At 43.5% G+C, this 18,688-nt stretch carries 18 protein-coding genes; 11 read left to right on the top strand and 7 right to left on the bottom strand.

Annotation, left to right across the window (positions count from 1 at the left end; translation table 11 throughout):
• Positions 1–792, top strand: coding sequence for an SDR family oxidoreductase (locus B9Y69_RS03490; protein WP_234991066.1), 792 nt, complete (start codon positions 1–3; stop codon positions 790–792).
• A 28-nt stretch (positions 793–820) separates the two neighbouring features.
• Positions 821–2,098 carry a DUF2851 family protein gene (locus B9Y69_RS03495; protein WP_085471599.1) on the top strand — a complete coding sequence of 426 codons (1,278 nt, stop codon included), beginning with the start codon at positions 821–823 and terminating at the stop codon, positions 2,096–2,098.
• On the opposite strand, the gene B9Y69_RS03500 is transcribed toward B9Y69_RS03495, so the two are convergent.
• Positions 2,095–2,748, bottom strand: coding sequence for an ankyrin repeat domain-containing protein (locus B9Y69_RS03500; RefSeq protein WP_085471988.1), 654 nt, complete (start codon positions 2,746–2,748; stop codon positions 2,095–2,097). The genes B9Y69_RS03495 and B9Y69_RS03500 overlap by 4 nt on opposite strands.
• A 342-nt stretch (positions 2,749–3,090) precedes the next feature.
• On the opposite strand from B9Y69_RS03500, the gene B9Y69_RS03505 reads away from it, so the two are divergent.
• The 9 genes from B9Y69_RS03505 (at position 3,091) to B9Y69_RS03550 (ending at position 10,818) form a co-directional block, all read left to right on the top strand.
• A complete protein-coding gene (locus B9Y69_RS03505) occupies positions 3,091–3,660 on the top strand; it encodes a UbiX family flavin prenyltransferase (protein ID WP_085471600.1) in 570 nt (189 codons plus the stop codon).
• Between the two features lie 232 nt (positions 3,661–3,892).
• The gene (locus tag B9Y69_RS03515) at positions 3,893–5,161 is read left to right on the top strand and encodes a dihydroorotase (RefSeq protein WP_085471602.1); all 1,269 of its coding nucleotides are present in this window, start codon (positions 3,893–3,895) and stop codon (positions 5,159–5,161) included.
• Positions 5,162–5,164: 3 nt separating this feature from the next.
• Positions 5,165–5,833 (top strand): hypothetical protein, encoded by a 669-nt coding sequence (locus tag B9Y69_RS03520; protein ID WP_085471603.1) that lies wholly within the window; start codon positions 5,165–5,167, stop codon positions 5,831–5,833.
• Between the two features lie 7 nt (positions 5,834–5,840).
• Entirely contained in the window at positions 5,841–6,470 is a 630-nt protein-coding gene (locus B9Y69_RS03525) for a DUF4199 domain-containing protein (protein ID WP_085471604.1), read from the top strand.
• 103 nt (positions 6,471–6,573) lie between these two features.
• Entirely contained in the window at positions 6,574–7,524 is a 951-nt protein-coding gene (locus B9Y69_RS03530) for a glycosyltransferase family 2 protein (RefSeq protein WP_085471605.1), read from the top strand.
• Positions 7,525–8,520, top strand: coding sequence for a glycosyltransferase (locus B9Y69_RS03535; protein WP_085471606.1), 996 nt, complete (start codon positions 7,525–7,527; stop codon positions 8,518–8,520).
• Between the two features lie 58 nt (positions 8,521–8,578).
• On the top strand, positions 8,579–8,845 hold the full coding sequence (locus B9Y69_RS03540; RefSeq protein ID WP_085471607.1) for a hypothetical protein: 267 nt from the start codon (positions 8,579–8,581) through the stop codon (positions 8,843–8,845).
• A 2-nt stretch (positions 8,846–8,847) separates the two neighbouring features.
• A complete protein-coding gene (locus tag B9Y69_RS03545; protein WP_085471608.1) occupies positions 8,848–9,612 on the top strand; it encodes an MBL fold metallo-hydrolase in 765 nt (254 codons plus the stop codon).
• 177 nt (positions 9,613–9,789) lie between these two features.
• Positions 9,790–10,818 carry an NAD(P)-dependent alcohol dehydrogenase gene (locus tag B9Y69_RS03550; RefSeq protein ID WP_085471609.1) on the top strand — a complete coding sequence of 343 codons (1,029 nt, stop codon included), beginning with the start codon at positions 9,790–9,792 and terminating at the stop codon, positions 10,816–10,818.
• Between the two features lie 234 nt (positions 10,819–11,052).
• Here the strand turns inward: B9Y69_RS03550 and B9Y69_RS03555 are convergent, their stop codons facing one another.
• The 6 genes from B9Y69_RS03555 to B9Y69_RS03580 all read right to left on the bottom strand — a co-directional run bounded on the left by B9Y69_RS03555 (position 11,053) and on the right by B9Y69_RS03580 (position 18,542).
• Positions 11,053–11,739 (bottom strand): 2-C-methyl-D-erythritol 4-phosphate cytidylyltransferase, encoded by a 687-nt coding sequence (locus B9Y69_RS03555; RefSeq protein ID WP_085471610.1) that lies wholly within the window; start codon positions 11,737–11,739, stop codon positions 11,053–11,055.
• A gap of 29 nt (positions 11,740–11,768) precedes the next feature.
• A complete protein-coding gene (gene putP, locus B9Y69_RS03560; protein WP_085471611.1) occupies positions 11,769–13,268 on the bottom strand; it encodes a sodium/proline symporter PutP in 1,500 nt (499 codons plus the stop codon).
• A 66-nt stretch (positions 13,269–13,334) separates the two neighbouring features.
• Positions 13,335–16,370, bottom strand: coding sequence for an AAA family ATPase (locus B9Y69_RS03565; protein ID WP_085471612.1), 3,036 nt, complete (start codon positions 16,368–16,370; stop codon positions 13,335–13,337).
• Between the two features lies 1 nt (position 16,371).
• A complete protein-coding gene (locus B9Y69_RS03570) occupies positions 16,372–17,598 on the bottom strand; it encodes a metallophosphoesterase family protein (protein WP_085471613.1) in 1,227 nt (408 codons plus the stop codon).
• Positions 17,599–17,610: 12 nt separating this feature from the next.
• Positions 17,611–17,889 carry an Rdx family protein gene (locus tag B9Y69_RS03575; RefSeq protein ID WP_085471614.1) on the bottom strand — a complete coding sequence of 93 codons (279 nt, stop codon included), beginning with the start codon at positions 17,887–17,889 and terminating at the stop codon, positions 17,611–17,613.
• A gap of 248 nt (positions 17,890–18,137) precedes the next feature.
• Positions 18,138–18,542 carry a c-type cytochrome gene (locus B9Y69_RS03580; protein ID WP_085471615.1) on the bottom strand — a complete coding sequence of 135 codons (405 nt, stop codon included), beginning with the start codon at positions 18,540–18,542 and terminating at the stop codon, positions 18,138–18,140.
• Positions 18,543–18,688 lie beyond the last annotated feature (146 nt).

Here is an 18,688-nt window from a genome sequence, read left to right on the forward strand (position 1 = left end):
ATGATGGATATTTCATTAAAAGGTAAAAAGGCATTAGTTGGGGGGAGTAGCTCCGGGATCGGAAAAGCGATAGCCTTGGTTTTGGCGGCGTGTGGCGCGGATGTTACACTCATGGCGCGTAATGAGGAAAAATTGAAGGATACATTGTTTAAGTTGGATACCACATTGGGGCAGCAGCATCAATACTTGGTGACGGACTTTGCAGATCCTGCGGGCTATAAGGCTACGGTTGAAGATTTCTTTGCGCATAACGATATAGATATCTTAATTAATAATACGCAGGGACCGAAGGCAGGTGGTGTGCTTAGCAAGGCAGAAAGCGACTATCAGCAAGCATTCGACTTGCTTTTCCAAAATGCGGTATGGACCACAGTGTTGGCGATTCCGCATATGCGGCAGCAGGGGTGGGGACGGATTATCAATGTATCGTCCATGACGGTGAAAGAGCCTAGCCCCATGTTGATTCTTTCCAACACCATGCGTACAGCGCTCCTGAGCTGGGCAAAATCGCTTTCTACAGAACTGGCACCGGATGGGATTACCGTAAATGCGGTGCTTACCGGCTTTTTTGATACCGATCGGTTAAACAGTCTGATGGAGATGCAGGCAGAACAGGGCGGTGTTTCTTTTGATGCGGTGAAAGCAGAGCGTATTGCTAAGATACCGGTAAAAAGACTCGGAGATCCGATGGAGTATGGCTATTTAGTTGCTTTTTTAGCGTCCGATTATGCTGCATTTTTAAACGGTGCAGCCATCCCGTTGGATGGAGGAGCAAGTGTAGGGCTGTTGTAGGGGCGCCACGTTTTTCGTATCTTTAAGCATGATTGCAGAAGAGTTGTTACACTTCGTCTGGCAATTAAGGCTTTTTAACCAATTCGAATTACGTAGCCAGACAGGCGAAAAAATCAAAATATTACATACCGGTTGGCATAACAGAAATGCAGGGCCCGATTTTATGCATAGCCATATCCTGATCGATGATTATGATTGGCATGGGCATGTTGAAATTCATGTGGACAGCGCAGATTGGCGTCGTCATCAGCATGATCGGGATCCGGCTTATAATAATGTGATCTTGCATGTCGTGTATAAAAAACCGATGCCCGTTACTCGGGCGGATGGTACGATTATTCCAACGCTTGTCCTAAAGGAGCATGTGGATGGTCATTTACTGGATACGTATGCTGATATCATGAAAGGGTTCGATTGGATTCCATGTGCGCGGCATCTTCCTGCGGTAGAAATGCCTTATCGGATACAGATGTTGGATCGCGCACTCTCGGAGCGCCTCGAAACAAGGGCGGCCGATATTCAAACGTTAAGCAAGGAGATGCAGGGCGATTGGGAACGGGTGTTGTTTGTTATGGTATGTCGGGCTTTTGGGATGAAGGTCAATGCGGATACCTTTTTTGATTTTGGACGTGCCCTCAATTTTAACTTGGTGAAACGATACCACCAGGAACCCCTGAAATTGGAAGCTTATTTTTTTGGAATGGCGGGTATGCTGAGAGGGGCTAAGGATGATAGCTACCTGCTGTCGTTACAGCGTGAGTATGGGTATTTGCAGGTGTTACACAACCTAACGGATAACGATCATTTCCAGTGGAAGTTCCTCCGGATGCGTCCTTTTAATTTTCCAACGATCCGTATGGCCCAACTGGCGGCACTGTATGGAGAAACTCCATATTGGTTTCAACGGATTAAATCGGCGGAACAGCCTAAGGACATATTTTCGTTATTCGAAAAAATAAAGGTAAATCTTTATTGGCAAAGTCATTTTCTATTTGCGAAGGAGACAAAGGTACATCGCGTAGGTTTAACGGAGACTTTTGCCTCGCACATTCTTATAAATGCTTTTATTCCGGTAATGTATAGCTACGCCCTTCTAGTTGGGGAGGAGGCGCTTCGTCTCAAAGCATTGGGTTGGCTTACACATTTGCCGGCAGAGAAAAATAAGGTGACTACTTCATTTGATGCACTAGGTGTACCCATACACAATGCCGCCGATTCGCAAGCGGCATTGCAGGTATATCAGCACTATTGCACGCACAAACAATGTTTGCGCTGTGCTATCGGGACTTCTTTATTTAGGCGCTAAACGACCTTTAAGATTTCGGCAATCTCTTTAAATCCTTTTTCTTGTGCCAGATCACTTGCATAAAGTCCGGTGTCGGTCTTGATACTGATATCGGCGCCATTCTCCAACAGTAAAATAATCATTTCGATATTTCCTTGTTGTGCAGCAAGGTGCAAAGGTGTAATACGAGAGCTTTGTACTACATTGACAGCGGCTCCGCCTTCTACGAGCATTTTACTGATGGTATCAAACTTACCGGTAATGGCCGTATGGAGTGGATAAACATGGTAACCGTTCTGTGAAGAGATGTTTGGATCCGCATGTTTCGCCAAAAGAAGACGAACCACCTGTTCCTGTCCAAAATGAGTAGCGATTCCAAGCGGGGTAAAACCGTGCGATGATAGTTCATCGATTACGTCTGGCTTTTGTTGTACCATAAGTTCAACCTGTTGCGTCAGTCCAATCGCGCATGCTTCGTGCACGGTAATAGTCGTCAGGTGGTTTAGGATGGTCTTTATGACTTGCTCTTTGTGGTAATAACAAGCGAGCAGTAGCGGCGAAATATCATGGCTTGTCTTTTCCCGTAATAACTCGGGTGCATTAACCAATAATATCTCTAGGTCATGATGATTTCCCGTTTCTATGTATTCTTCTAACTTAAGTAAGCTCATCAGCATAATCTTTGTCACGAATTAAATAAAAAAATACGGTAACTTTTATTATTGTTAATAATATTTGATTTGTGGACAAGTTAAGCGCTTGATTTTCAATAGCAGTATTCTTTTTTTTATATGGACGATGTCATTTTTCTTCGACATAAGTGTAGTTTATAGACTACAAAGAATTAAAAATATCTTAAAAGAATTTGGTTATCCTAATAATTAAGTTATTTTTGTTATGCCCTCCCCAAGGGCATGTTTTTCATAGGTAGATGTAGGGTCGGATATTCTATTCGGCCCTTATTTTTTTTACACCTTAATTCGGCCCTGTTTTAGTAGCTTTGCCTGTATAATATGGTACAGAAGAAAAAGAAAATCGTAGTTTCCGTTACGGGTGCTAGCGGATCGATATATGCAAAGGTGTTGTTGGATAAGTTAATGCTTCTTTCCGACCAGGTTCAGGATGTTGCGGTCGTGATGTCTGACAATGCTAAAGATGTGTGGAAATTCGAACTGCAGAACGAATCGTATAAAGATTATCCCTTTACTTTTTACTCCAAGAATGATTTTATGGCACCTTTCGCATCGGGATCGGCTAATTATGAAGCGATGATCGTGGTGCCTGCTTCGATGGGAACACTGGCACGAATTGCCCATGGGGTTTCTTCGGACTTAACGACACGTGCGGCCGATGTGATCTTGAAAGAAAGGCGCAAGCTGATTATGGTGACGCGCGAAACACCGTTAAGTACCATTCATATAAATAATATGCAATTGGTAACACAAGCAGGAGGGATCATCTGTCCGGCCAGTCCGTCCTTCTACAGTCTACCCCAAAGCTTTGAGGATTTAGCGGCTACGGTGGTGGATCGGGTGCTTTCTCTTTGTGATATCCACGTCGATAGCTTTAAGTGGGGCGAGTAGCGGTTTAATCTAAATTAAACACTTGTGAGAAAAGGTAAATTTTTCTAAATTTGTACTTTAATGAGACAGTTCTCCAAATTGGTTGCTTGTGTTCAATATAGTATTGATTTTTCGCTAGAAAAAAAGCAGAACCTGTTTCGTAATAACACAGCTCCATCTTATCATTTTAACTTCCTTGATAAGGGTATAATAGATTGTAATTCATTGTTTTTAAAATATTTATATAATATACATGAGTGATATATTGATTTCTGCGGCCAAACTGGTTTTGCCAGGGCATCAACATGATGGACAAATTGTTGACATGCTGATTGAGAACGGCAGTATCCGTGAGATCGCTAAAAGCATCACCCCGAAAGGTAAGGACGTTCAGGTGGTCGATGCAAAGAACGCTGTTGTTTCGGCAGGTTTCTTTGATTTGAACAGTAACTTTGGCGAGCCTGGTTTGGAAACTAAGGAGGATATCTCTACTGGAACGCGCGCGGCAGCAGCGGGAGGCTTTACGGAGGTTGCTATTCATCCAAACACCAATCCGGCACTACAAAGCCGTTCGGAAGTGGCATTGGTGGTGAATGCGGCGAAAGGGAATCTAGTTAATGTATACCCAGTGGGTTCGGTGAGTAAGAAACGTGAAGGTAAAGAGCTGGCTGAGCTGTATGATATGAAAACGGTAGGCGCGGTTGCTTTTTGTGATGGTAACCACAGTGTACAACAAGCGGGATTAATGGGACGTGCCTTGCTGTATGCGAAAGGTTTTGATGGGTTGATTATCTCTTTTGCGGAGGATGAATCTATTGCGGGCGGAAATCAGATGAATGAAGGGGTGATGAGCACATACCTGGGTATGAAAGGGAAACCGAATCTTGCGGAATCATTAATGGTGTCGCGGGATCTTTTCCTAGCCGAGTATAATGAAGCGCCTATTCACTTCACGACTATTTCAACTACTGAATCTCTGGAGCTTATCAAAAAGGCGAAAGCAAAAGGTATCCAGGTTACCTGTGATGTGGCAGCACATAATTTAGTGTTCACGGACGATGAGGTGGTCACCTTTGATAGCAACTATAAAGTAAATCCTCCGTTGCGTACTAAAAAGGATGTAAAAGCGTTGTTGAAAGGGCTACGTGATGGAACGATCGATGCGGTGGTATCGCAACATACACCACAGGAAATCGAGTTTAAAGATGTAGAATTCCATATAGCGAAAGATGGTATTATCGGTTTTCAGACCGTATTACCTTTCTTGCTGCGTGCGGGGTTAACGGACGAAGAGATTGTGTCGAAGCTTGTTATTGGTCCGCGTGCTGTACTAAAACGTGAGGTGCCTACACTAACAGTCGGTGAACCAGCTAATCTAGTAGTGTTCAGTACGACGGAGAAGTGGGTGTTCAATGCGGCTTCAAATAAATCAAAATCTGCCAACAGCCCAGTGATGGGTCAAGAGCTGACGGGAAAGGTTCTCGCTGTTGTCAATAATAATCAACTGATAGAAAATAAATAAGTTATGGAAGGTAAAGTAAAGTTAGCATTTAATGCAGGAATTCAGGCTTATGCCAAAACAGAGCAAATTGATGGCGCGGCATTCTCTACCGAATTAGCGAAAGCTTTCGAGTTGGATAAACCTTTTGTCGATAAAGTAGCAGCTCTTGACGCGGTGTTTGACGATCACCAGCAATTTGAGGAACTACGCGAAATATACTTTGATTTGTTAATGATTAACTTCTTTGCTGAAGATGTGCAGAAGTTGGAAGAGGATTACCTCGATTCTCCAGAGTGGGAAGCTATTGAGGAGGATACGATCGATCGCGGTACCGAATTGTTAAATATCTTTTTGTATCTTCGAGAGTGCGCTGATGATGAAATCGAACCGTCATTGGATGATTACTTGAAGGAATTTTTGCTGGTTGAAGAGGATGAGTTCCAAGACGAGTATAATATTTATGAAACGGTTATCGCTAACCAGATATTGGTAGACAGCACATATCCGGAAATTAGTAAGGTGGCGGAGAGTCTGTCTTTTAATGATGATATGAAGGAGTTGTTTTACCCGGTTATGAGTTTCTTTAATGAGCAAAAACCTACAGACGCACAGTTTGATGAATTTGTAAAAGCATCGCAAAACCGTGCTTTAGATTTAGCTACATACCAAATTATTGTAAACTTTAATAAATAACTAATTTATGAATCAGGATTTTAACGAGGAGTTCGCAGCAGAAGCTGTTAAAAAAGAAGGTATTAAGTATGGTGTTTATTTAGGGATTATTTCCCTTGTGGTGAGCATTGTATCGATGTACCTGCTTGTAAGCAGTTCGGATTTTAAAATGATCTCGATGATTGCCGGTGGTACCAGTTTGGTTGTTATGATTGCGTTAACAGCATATTTTTCGGTGCTACTGCGTACGGTAGCTGGTGGCTTCTGGACTTTCAGTCAGGCGCTTAAAGGAATCTTTACGATGCTTGCTATTGCTGTTATCATCTCCAGTATCGGTTCTGCAGTATTTAATGTGATCGTTCCTGAACCACAGCAAGTGGTTTTTGATAAGACGATCAACCTGACGATCGAAACAATGGAAAGCATGGGAGCAGGAGAGGACCTGATCGATAAACAAGTGGCGGACCTCGAGAAAACAAGAGACGAATTGCGTACATTTTCTGTGGGACAAACCCTAAAGGGATTAGGCGTAAATTTGATCATGTATTTCGTTTTTGCACTGATATTAGCTGCAATTTTGAAACGTGAAAAGCCTGCTTTCTTAAAAGTGAAGCGTAATGTCGATGGGACGACCTCGATAGAGCAAGAAAATATTTAATACAGATAAATAATGTAGATAGGATTGTCACGGGGTGGTGGATCTTCCGAAATGGAGGTGATGCAATACCTACCAGTGACAATCTTGTTTTTTAATACTATATATGGATATATCGGTTGTCATTCCTTTATACAATGAAGAGGAGTCTTTACCAGAATTAACAGATTGGATTCGCCGTGTGATGAATCAGCATAATTTTTCATACGAGATTGTGTTGGTTGACGACGGAAGTACGGATACTTCTTGGTCGGTTATCGAAAAGCTCAAAACACAACACGAACAGATTAGCGCCGTTAAATTCAGACGTAATTACGGTAAATCTGCGGCATTGAATGTGGGCTTTAATATCGCCGAGGGAGATGTCGTGATTACCATGGATGCCGATCTACAGGATAGCCCGGATGAAATTCCGGAATTATATGATCGGGTGATGAACAAAGGGGCAGACTTGGTGTCGGGCTGGAAACAGAAGCGTTATGATCCGTTGACGAAAACGATCCCGACTAAATTGTTTAATGCGGCAACACGCAGCATGTCCGGTATTCATAACCTACATGATTTCAACTGTGGACTGAAGGCATATAAGAAGGATGTTGTGAAGAGTATTGAGGTATATGGTGAAATGCACCGTTATATCCCTGTGTTGGCCAAATGGGCTGGATTTACGAATATCCAAGAGCAAATTGTACAGCATTATCCGCGTAAGTACGGAACGACGAAATTCGGTGCCGGCCGCTTTGTAAAGGGGTTCTTGGACTTAATGTCGATCTTTTTTGTTGGTAAATTTGGTAAGCGTCCGATGCACTTCTTTGGGGCGATCGGCTCGATAAGCTTTGTCATCGGTTTCTTCATTACCTTATTTCTGATCTTTGAAAAATTGATGAGCATTGCCAATGGTACACCATATCGTAATGTGACCGATCAACCGTTATTCTACCTTTCTTTGGTGGCGATCTTAATTGGTACGCAACTGTTTCTGACAGGTTTTATTGCCGAGTTGGTATCCCGGAATTCAGCGGATAGAAATAAGTACCATATAGCCAAAGTGATATAGATGTTCTTTTCTATAATCATTCCGCTCTATAATAGACCGCAGGAGATTAAAGAATTGTTGGATTCTTTGACGCTGCAGGTGTATACTGATTTTGAGGTTATTATTGTGGAAGATGGATCCACGGCGCCCGCTGCAGATATCGTAAAGAGCTATCAGGATCGGTTGGATGTGCAGTATTATGTAAAACCGAATGAAGGGCAAGGCTTTGCCCGCAATTATGGTTTCGCGCGTGCTAAGGGAGATTTCTTCATCGTATTTGATTCCGATATTTTGGTGCCGGAAGATTATTTACTTCAGGTGGTCAATGGGCTTAAGCGTGATAACTGGGATGCATTCGGCGGGCCGGATGCGGCACATGAATCTTTTACGCCGATTCAAAAGGCTATTTCGTATTCTATGACGAGCCCGTTCACCACAGGCGGTATCCGAGGAAATAAGAAGCATGTCGGACAGTTTCATCCGCGAAGCTTTAATATGGGGATATCACGTGCCGTGTATGAACAGACGAAAGGATTTAAGCTTTCTAGACGGTCGGAGGATATTGAATTTAGTATTCGGATTATTGAATCAGGCTTTCGGGTTGGTCTAATTCCGGAAGCGTATGTATATCATAAACGAAGGGCTAATTTTCAACAATTCTACAAGCAAACGAATGCGTTTGGAAAAGGACGGATCGATATCTTTAAATTATTTCCAAAGGAGCTGAAGCCTGTGCATGCCCTGCCCGCTGTTTTTGTGCTCGGATTGGTCGGGCTCTTGCTGCTTGTTTTAATTAACGTGGCTACGCATGGTGCATGCATCGTAGTGAACAGCTTGGCTTCCATGGGTGGGTTATTTTTGACCTTGTATACGATGGGCTTGTTCTTGCACGCATGGACAACTACGAAACGCCTTGATGTGGCGCTGTTAGCTGTCGTAGCTGCTTATACACAATTGATTGCCTACGGTACGGGGTTCTTAACCAATGCATGGGAAAAAATAGTGTTGAAAAGATAAATAGACAGGATTTTTATAATCGTGTAAAGTTTTATATTTTGTTCAAAAAATAAGAAACGTGATTTCATTTACGCAATATAATTTAGGCAAGCTGGAGGATATATTTAATGATCTGGGCTATAAGCTACGCTATGAGAAAGGATCATTTCGGACGGGTGCTTGTTTGATACAGAATACAAAGGTGATTATGGTGAATAAGTTTTCGACCTTAGAGGTCCGGATACATTCCCTGATTCAGCTGTTGCAAGAAATGGAGATTGATCTAAGCTTGCTGGATGATAAAAAACGAGAGTTCTACAAGGTTGTTAAAAAATTAGAGGAATAGTTTTGAAGGTTACTTTTTTAGGTACAGGTACTTCGCAAGGGGTTCCGGTTATTGCTTGCTCTTGTCACGTATGTACGTCGACGGATTCCCGCGATAAACGGTTGCGCACTTCGGTGTTGATCGAGTTTGATGACACTGTCCTTGTGGTGGATACGGGACCTGATTTTCGGTACCAGATGTTACGTGCCGGTGTAAAGCACCTGGATGCTGTATTGATGACACATTCCCACAAAGATCATATCGCTGGCTTGGATGATGTGCGTGCCTTTAATTATGTGCAAAAGGAGGTGATTCCTATTTATGGTACACCAGAAACACATGATGCCTTGAAGCGAGAGTTTTATTATGCCTTTACCCTTTTTAAGTATCCTGGAGTGCCCCAATTAGAGCTAAGGGAGATTGAACCTGGTGTTTCTTTTGTTATTGGAAATCAGGAAATCATGCCGTTTGAGGTGTTGCATTATCGGATGCAGGTAATGGGGTTCCGGATCGGTACATTCGCTTATATTACCGATGCTAAGACCGTATCTGCGGAGACTATGGCTTTATTGGAAGGCGTGGAGGTGCTGGTGGTGAATGCCTTACAACATGAACCGCATATTTCACATTTTACACGTGATGAAGCTATTGCTTTTGCGGGGGAAGTGAAAGCTAAGCGTACCTATTTGACGCATATCAGCCATCGCTTTGGAACACATACCGAAATCGAAGAATCCTTACCCGAAGGGATTTATGTCGCTTATGATCAGCTTGTGCTCGATTTGTAAGTGTTTTTATCTTGAATTTTTATTTTATTTCTTTTAAAGAAAACAATTCCTCTTTTCTTCTGTTTTTAGTTTAGTTGCTACTAGAAATAATTACTGCCTTTAACGGTAATTTATACTGTTTTTCGTCGGATAGACGTTATTATAATAGTTGAGGTAGTTAATTAAAAACGATTTAAAATGAAAGCAGTAAGATTCCACGGTACAAATGATGTACGCATTGAAGAAGTCGAAAAACCAACACCAAAAGGAGACGAGGTTCTTCTAAGAATTGGTGGTGCGGGTGTTTGTCATTCTGATTTACATATTATTCACGATGGTATTTTAGGGCCGAATCCGGCAACCTTTACGTTGGGGCATGAAAACGCGGGATGGATTGAAGCGATGGGAGATGGCGTTAAGGGCTTAAAGAAAGGGGAGGCTGTGTTGGTCTATGGTCCGTGGGGATGTGGCCATTGCAAGCCTTGTCAGGAGTCGAGAGAAAATTATTGCGATCACCAAAGTGAAAACGCGTTTGGCGGTGGGTTAGGGCTTGACGGTGGAATGGCCGAATATATGTTGGTTCCTTCGTCGAGGTTATTGGCGCCCATTGGCGATCTAGATCCTGTCATCGCGGCTCCGCTAACTGATGCCGCTTTAACTCCGTATGCTGCGATTCGTCGCTCCAAAGATAAACTGACTTCAGATGCATTTGTGGTGGTGTTCGGAATCGGTGGTTTGGGGCATGTTGCTTTACAAATTCTTAAGGCCACTACAGCAGCAACAATTATTGCTGGCGATATATCGAGTGATAAATTAGATTTAGCCAAGAAACATGGGGCGGATTATGTGGTTAATACGACGGATAAAGATGTCGTAAGTCAAATCAAAGCAATCACAGGCATAAAGAAGGCTGCTGTAGTGCTCGATTTTGTTGGCGTTGGTCCAACGGTAACTATTGGTCACCAAGTGGTTGGCTTAGATGGTGACCTGACGATTGTAGGTTTAGGCGGTGGACACCTGGATTTCCATGCTGCCGCTGTGCCATACGGTACGCGAATCAGTACACCGTATTGGGGCGCACGAACAGAACTCCTAGAAGTCATCGCTTTGGCGCGTCAGGGGAAAATCAAAATTGATATCGAGAAATACCCGATGGAACAAGCCGTGGAGGTGTATGATAAGCTTGCTAAAGGAAAAATAAAAGGACGTGCAGTGCTCGTTCCGTAAAAAGATACTTTTTGTAATAATTCTGGTTAGTCACCAACGTAAAATGGTTGGTAGGGATTCAGGCAAGGCTTGGATCCCTTTTTTTGTTTAGTTGGTAGATATTGTAGTTCGTAGTGCGTAGATTGTAGTTTGTAGAGCCACAAGGCTTTGTTGGTGATTTTAGTTGGTAGTTGGTAGATCTTTACTGCTTTACCGTCTTAACCCCCTTTACTTCTTTACACCTTCACCTCTTCCTCACTCTCGAGCGATCAACATCTCAGCGATCTTTAGATCTTCGGGGTAGGTAATCTTGATGTTCTGTTGTTCGCCGGGAACAATATGGATAGGGATATCCAGCTGCTCGACAACGCTCGCGTCATCGGTAAAAAACGGTTGCTCTTCTTGCGTGAATGCTTCTGACAGGATGGACCATCGAAATGTTTGTGGTGTTTGGACGATCCACACTTGCGAACGGTCGACGGCTTTATTGGATGCTTCGGTGCCGTAACGTACCGAATTTGTGCTGGCAAGCGCAACGACTGTAGCTCCTAAAACTGCTGTCTTTGTGTAGGCTTCATCTATTAATTCCGATGAAATCAAGGGGCGTGCGGCATCGTGGATGGCAACCAGGCTATCAGCGGCGGGCTCCATTTCTGCGATATAGTTAACCCCATTCTGAACACTTTGGAAACGTGTTTCGCCCCCCTCCACAATGTGATGTTTTACTGTAAATGAATATTTCTTACATTCATCATACCAGTAGTTTATCATGCTACTGTTAAGTACAACGATTAACTCAGGAGCATCTGCACTATCAGAAAATTTTGCTAAGGTATGCATCAATATAGGGCGTTCCGCAAGCAGCTGAAACTGTTTCGGAAGGTTGTTTCCCATTCGGCTTCCTGTGCCGCCGGCAACGATGATGGCATATTTCTTTTGCATGGTTACAAAGCTACGAGTAATTGCTCAAATTAACCCTTTTGTACCAAGCGATCCACTTCATCGAATTCTGCATCGATGGTAGGGTCGGTTTGTTGTGTAAGCAAGGAGACCAGGATATTCGTGAGTAAAGCCAATACAAAGCCTGGAATAATTTCATATACCTCCTTATAGTCGTGCGGTACATATACCCACAACAAGACCGTGACACCACCAATTAGCATCCCCGATAGGGCGCCCCATTTGGTGGATTTGCGCCACAATAGGCTAAGTAAAATTACCGGACCGAAGGCTGCACCGAATCCCGCCCAAGCGTTTCCCACTAAGTTCAATATACTGTCTTGCGGGGAGATGGATAAAATGTAGGCTATGGCAGCCACGATGAGTACGGAAAGGCGACTCATTATCAGTAAATTTTTACCCGATGCATTCTTATTGATAAAGGCACGGTAGATATCTTCCGTCAACGAGCTGGAGGTAACAAGCAATTGAGACGATATGGTACTCATCACAGCCGCTAAGATCGCGGAAAGTAAGAAGCCACCAATCAAGGGATGAAACAGGATCCGTGATAAGTGTATAAAGATCGTTTCCGCATGTTCTTTTGATCCGTCGAACAACTGCATGCGCTCGGGATCAAATTGATAGAGGTAAGCGATACCGACTAACCCAACTAATAGGGCGCCACCAACAGTGAAGATCATCCAAGTGATACCGATACGACGCGCTTTAGTCAGGTCTCCAATTTTATCGATCGCCATAAATCGAACCAAAATATGCGGTTGACCAAAGTAACCCAATCCCCAAGCGAGCAAGGAAATGATACTGATGGCAGTGGTACCCTGAAAGAGTTGCAGGTAGATCGGATCTTTAGTGGCAATAATTTCGAATGTCTGTGCTACGCCACCTAATTCGGTAAAGAGTACTATAGGCACGATAACGAGCGCCAGGACCATAATGGTACCTTGTACGAAATCCGTTAAGCTAACGGCAAGGAAACCGCCTAGGAAGGTATAGAGTACAACTACAAAGCTGGTTGCCAAAAGGCCGGTATGGTAATCGATACCAAAGGCAGATTCAAATAAACGTCCCCCAGAGACCATACCTGCAGAGGTGTACAGCGTAAAGAAAATTAAGATAAAAAGACTAGAGGTAATCTTTAAAACCTGGGACTTGTCTTTAAATCTGTTTTCTAAAAAGACAGGTATGGTAATAGAGTTACTTGCTACCTCGGTATAGGCCCGTAAACGTGGGGCGACCAAGATATAGTTTAGAAAAGCACCGATTGTCAACCCGATCGCAATCCACGACGCAGATAAACCAGAAATATACATAGCGCCGGGTAGACCCATTAACAGCCAGCCACTCATATCGGCAGCGCCAGCGGAGAGTGCGGTCACGGCAGCGCCCATCTTACGGCCTCCAATCAGGAATTCATCAGAGTTACTCGTTGATTTTCGATAGGAATAAACACCAATGAGAATCATCAGTAACATATAAAGACCTATAGAGATTAGTTCGTAGACGTTCATTATTTCTGGAGTTTATTTGTAGCGAAAATAGGGAATGTTTTCTAAAAGATCATCCCTATTTTCGTATTAGTTATATTTAATCTGACTGCCGTGTTCTGTGTCGTTGGTTACCGTAATAGAACGTGGGATGCGTTCTTTTAGTTCTTCGACGTGGGAGATAATACCGACGATACGATTTTCGCGATGTAGGTATTGGAGGGTTTCAAATACGGCATTAATACTTTCTATATCTTGAGTACCAAAACCTTCGTCGATAAAGAAAAAGTTACGATCGGCTCTATTTAAGGCTTGTATGTTTTCCGCCAAAGCCAAGGCTAAGCATAGGGAGGCTTGAAAACTTTGTCCGCCAGATAAGGTCTTGACTGATCGTTGGTAACCGTTGTTTAGGTAATCTATAACTTCAAATTCATTCGATTCGTTGACGGTAAGGCTTAAGCTGTTTTTTGTTAAGCGACGGAAACGGATATTGGCAATTTCGCACAAACGTTGTAGATGTATACTGGATACATAATTGACAAAACCCGAACCACGGAACAGGTTTTCAAGGGTGGTGAGGTTTGCTTTGCGGACGTTTAGCTTTTCGTACTCTTCTACCAGTTTTTCTTTTTTGGCAACTTCTACCTGTAGGTGAGCGCATTCTTTTTCCAGTGCACCCGTTAAGCGGATTTGCATTTCTAGCTCTTGCTGTTTCAGTCGTAACAACTGCGTTTTTTCTTCAAAAACCTGCTCATTATACTGGTCGTCTGTAATCAACTGCTCCAGTTCTGCTATTTTATTCTGGATAAGGTGCAATTGCATGACAAACTCTTGAATTGTTTGACGTATCGCCTCGCTGTTTAGATTCTTTTGAAGGATCTGTTGCACCTGCATGGTATCGTTAAATCCATACTCCTCAAGGAGCGAGGATATTTCGGATTGCTTTTGGTTAAGCTGCTGCGCCAGTTGTTGAAATTGCTCTTTGGCAATACCGCGCTCCGCATTAACGGTGGCTAAAGCTGTTTTGAGTAGATTCAGCTCCTCGCTGAGTGTTCGGTGGCTCTGTTCTAAGAACTTAATCTTACTACCCGTTTTTTCTTGCAGATCTGCTAACGATTGTGGACTGTTCTCGGTGAAGTCTGCCGCTTTCAAGGCACGCAATTGCGCTATGTTTTGATGCGTCAAACTGTTGAGCACAGTAATCTCTTGCTCAAATTCGCTGAGGGAAACTTTGTATTTCTCGACTTTACCTTGGGTCGCTGTCAGTTGTTGGCGGAGCGTCTTTATTTCTTGCTCCACTTGTTTGATACTGTCCTCGGCAAGTTTGCTCTTGTTTTTATATTGCAGGAAGGCAGACTTATCCGTTGCTGAAAAATCACGCCATTGAAATTGATTCAAATGGTAAGATTGTTTCTTTTGGGCATCTAAAAGACTTGCTGACCATTGTTGCTGTTGTGTCAGCATATCCTTTAGTCGCGTTGCGGCGCGGTTTAGGGCTATGGAGTTTTCTTTCCAGGCGAGGATACGCTGCTTGATCTCTGCCTTTTGTTGCTCGAGCTCTTGTTCTTTTTCTTCCAGTCCGTGGGCAACCATAGGGTCGGGGTGCGCCAGTGAGCCACATAATGGGCAGCTGTGTCCCGCATGCAGGTTGTCTGCAAACTCAGCCAACTTCAGTTGTACCTTTAGATGTGTCTCCGTTTTGCGTAGCTCGGTTAGGGCAGCTTCTTGCGTGCGCTCCTGTTCGGCAAGCTGCTCTTCCCAATTTTCTGAGGTGAAGTTTTTGTCCGCAAATATCTTTTTAATCTCTTCTATATCTGTTTGATATTTGTCTATTCGTTGTTGGATATCGGTAATCTGTGCCTGGTTGCTATCGTTCGCTTGGTACCAGTTTTCCAATGCTAAAAGTTCTGCAGTATCGACCTTAGCGGTCTTTAGTTCTTCCAGATTTTCCTCTTTACTGGTTATTTGTGCGGAGAGCTGATGCTCTACTTTCTGTTCTTTTTCCAGGAAAGGTTTTCCGTCGTTCAGGCGCTTGGTGAGGATGGTCAGTTTCTCACGATTTTGAGCATTGCTGATCAGGAGCTTTAGGTCTTCCAGCTCAGCACGGAATATCTCGAGCTTATTGAAGTCTTCGGCAATAGCGAGCCACTGTTGTTCCTTTTCTTCGAGACGCTCCAGTGTGTCTTTCTTTTTGACGGACAGCTGTTCAATCTTATATGTGAGCTGCTCCTTATCCTTGTTGAGACGGAGCGCTACATTAAGGATCTCTCGAAATACTTGATTGGTGGTTTCGTAGGTGCGCAGTTCCTTATCTAATTGTTCTATACGTGGCTTATCGCCATGCAGAACATTTAATTCTTGTTTTTTTGCCGCTAGAGCAGTCCTGTTCTGTTTGCCTTGAATGAGCCAAGCACATTGCTCTTCTAGGGCTAACGTTGCTGTTTTGGTTGTGCTCAGCAGCTCTTGTGCGTCTTTTAGATCAGCCAGCTTATGCGCCAGTATCTCTGCGCTGACGGTCTCAAAGCCTGAAAGGGCGCCTTTGACATGCTCGATCTTACTGTTGTTGGCGCGTTGTAAAAGAGCCGTTTTTGGCCCCAGGTCAAATCTATTTAGGTTAAAGATCTCTTTCATCATATCCGATCGATCTTTCCCTTTTAGCTCTAGAAATTCTTTGAACTGACCTTGCGGAATAATGATGGTACGGCGGAAGTTTGCATAGGTCAGGTTGGTAACGAGCCCGCCATCGGCAGAATCCATTGGCAACCAACCTGTATCTTGCCATTCGTAAGCAAAACGCTCTAAGGTGCTGGTTTCCTCAAATCGCTTCTTTCGCTTCCATTGCGCGACAAAGCGAAACTTACGGTTTTCAAAATTAAGAAACTCAAAGACGATACAGGCGGCGTACGACTTGAGGTTTAACATATTATAAGTGCGTTTCTCCTGTTTGTTCAGGCGCTCTGTCTCACCGTACAAGACAAAACCTATTGCTTCCAGAATCGATGATTTTCCAGAGCCTACATGTCCAAAAATACCGAATAAGCCGGCTTCGGTCAGTTGCGTGAAATCGATTTCTTGCTTTTTCTGGTAGGAGTATAATCCTTCGACGCTTAAATATAATGGTAACATGCTAGCCCTCCGTTTCGTTTGTGCTGTTCATAACCTCTTGCAGTAACGTCATAATCTCGGCATTGGGGGTTTGCCCCAATCGATAGGTGAAATAATCCTTAAAGAGCTGGTCTACCTGCTGTTCCAGATTTATTTTTGTACGTGTTTGTGCGTCGTTTTGTTGTTGTTTTACAATAGGTATAATGTGAATTATTCCATCATGTGACTCATGTATTCGTTTGAGGTCTTGGGAGCTTATGAATTCATCGCTTACTAAAGTGAGTTCCACTAAGGTGTTGGGGTTTTCTTGTAGCCAGCTTACCGCCGTATCAAGGTCTTCAAAGCGCATGCGACATAAAGGACGCCCCGAAGTTAATAGAATGGGGGTGTACTTGACTTGTTGTGCAGGCTTGGCATCTACGAGCACCACAAATTTTTCCTGACCAGCTTCTGAAAAAGAATAGGCCAAAGGACTGCTGGCATAGACAACAGGCGAACGGTGACCGCCCATTTCTTGAAAACGATGAAGGTGACCTAGCGCAGTATACTGAATGGCATCCGGAATACCGTCCGAATACACGATATCTGCATTACCCACCTTGATGGGCTTTTCACCTTCTGGCTCTTCAACTTGTTGTCCACCGCGCTTAAGCATATACAAGTGGGCCGTTAGCAAATTTACACCTTCTTTATCGCAATAACGGTCGGCAATTTGCTTCCAATTTTGTTGTAAGGCCTCGTTTAAGCCCTGTTCTTTATTCGCTAAACCTAAGAACTGTTTTAATCGTAGTTCGTTGGCAAAGGGCGTATGCAAAACCCGTAGCGGGTAATGGTAGGCCGGTAGCGTAATTTCAATAAAACCTTTATCGCTCTTCGTGACAGTAAAACCATCTTCAATCTGAAAGAGAGGGATTTCCGCTTGTGGGTAGCCAATAAAGATAATGCCACATTCCCGAGCCAACGGGTCAGGAGCGTCTATTCGGTCGGCGCTATCGTGATTTCCAGCAATGGCAATTACCGGACGCGTACCATTTTTGGACAACTTGCGCACGGTTTTGTACAGTAACTCTACCGCTTCTACGGGTGGGTTAAAGGTGTCGAAAAGGTCCCCCGCCACCAATACCGCATCTACCTGCTGAAGGTCTGCAATCGTACAGATTTCTTCCAGTACTGCGCGTTGTTCATCCAGTCGCGAAAAATAATCAAGTCGCTTCCCTAGATGCCAATCTGCCGTATGTAATATCTTCATAAATCTTCCCTGCTATTTTTTGTCGCTGTGTCCAAGTTCCTTTTCCGGAGCTACAATATCGCGGACGCGCTGCTTGAGCTCCTTGATCTCGGGAAAGCTTCCTTCCCGTTTCCGGTCCCATATCTCTTGTTCATCGATGGATATGCGGTAACGACCACTAACCTCACTAGGAATCAACGTAACGCCATGTATATCTGTGGTAAATGTAGTGAGCAGCTCTTGTGCCATGTAGGCCGCACGAAGCATCCATCCGCATTTTGGACAATATTCGATGTGTACTGTTGATTTCATCGAATAAATATAACATTCATCGGGGAGAAATTAAAGGGATTTTAGCGTTATCGCTAAATTGGAAGCCGTCCGGCTAAAGGTTCTTAAGCAGTGGCAAAGCGAGGAGGGAAATGCTTTTTTGTCATTCCGAACCAGACAGGAGGAGGAATCTACGGACTATCAGTCCGTAGTTCTCCTGTATAGGTGTGGGGTTTGTAAAGTTCTTCGATGTCTCCAAAGTCGACATGAAGCTTTACTTTATATGTTCTTTAGCGCAATACGATTTTTGCTTCCGGTTTACCATTATGGCAGGTTTCACAGTCGATCTGTTTCAGTGCGCCCTCTTCGTTTCGGTATTTAAAGTATTGTTTGTTTATTTTTTTGGTCATGCGCATCATGCCGCGGGCAATCTCTTTTTCTTTTTTACTATCGCTAGCAAAATCAAGCCCCTTTTCACCATTGGACTTCGGTGCATGACAATGGCCACATTTAACACCTAGTGCCACATTAAAAGCTTTCATTGTCTTTTCCAGCTCTTCGTTACTTATATTTTTAGGCAGTACCTTTAAATTTGTCGGTTTTGGTCCCTGTTGTTGATTGGTGGTGGTAAACGCCGTAATCGTAATAATAGCGATTGCACAGCCAATAAGGACGCTTAATTGTTTTGTTCTCATGATTTTATCTCTTCTTACCCAAGTATAAGGAAAAAAACGGATTGTCACAATAAAGTCATAGACTTTTCCGGAAAAAAGTTAATTCACGAGAATTTGTATTTTCGTTAGCTATGGAATTGGCTTCTTAGGCAAATACAGCTTTGCAT

Source organism: Sphingobacterium psychroaquaticum (genome assembly GCF_900177625.1).
In the GTDB taxonomy this organism is placed as follows: domain Bacteria; phylum Bacteroidota; class Bacteroidia; order Sphingobacteriales; family Sphingobacteriaceae; genus Sphingobacterium; species Sphingobacterium psychroaquaticum.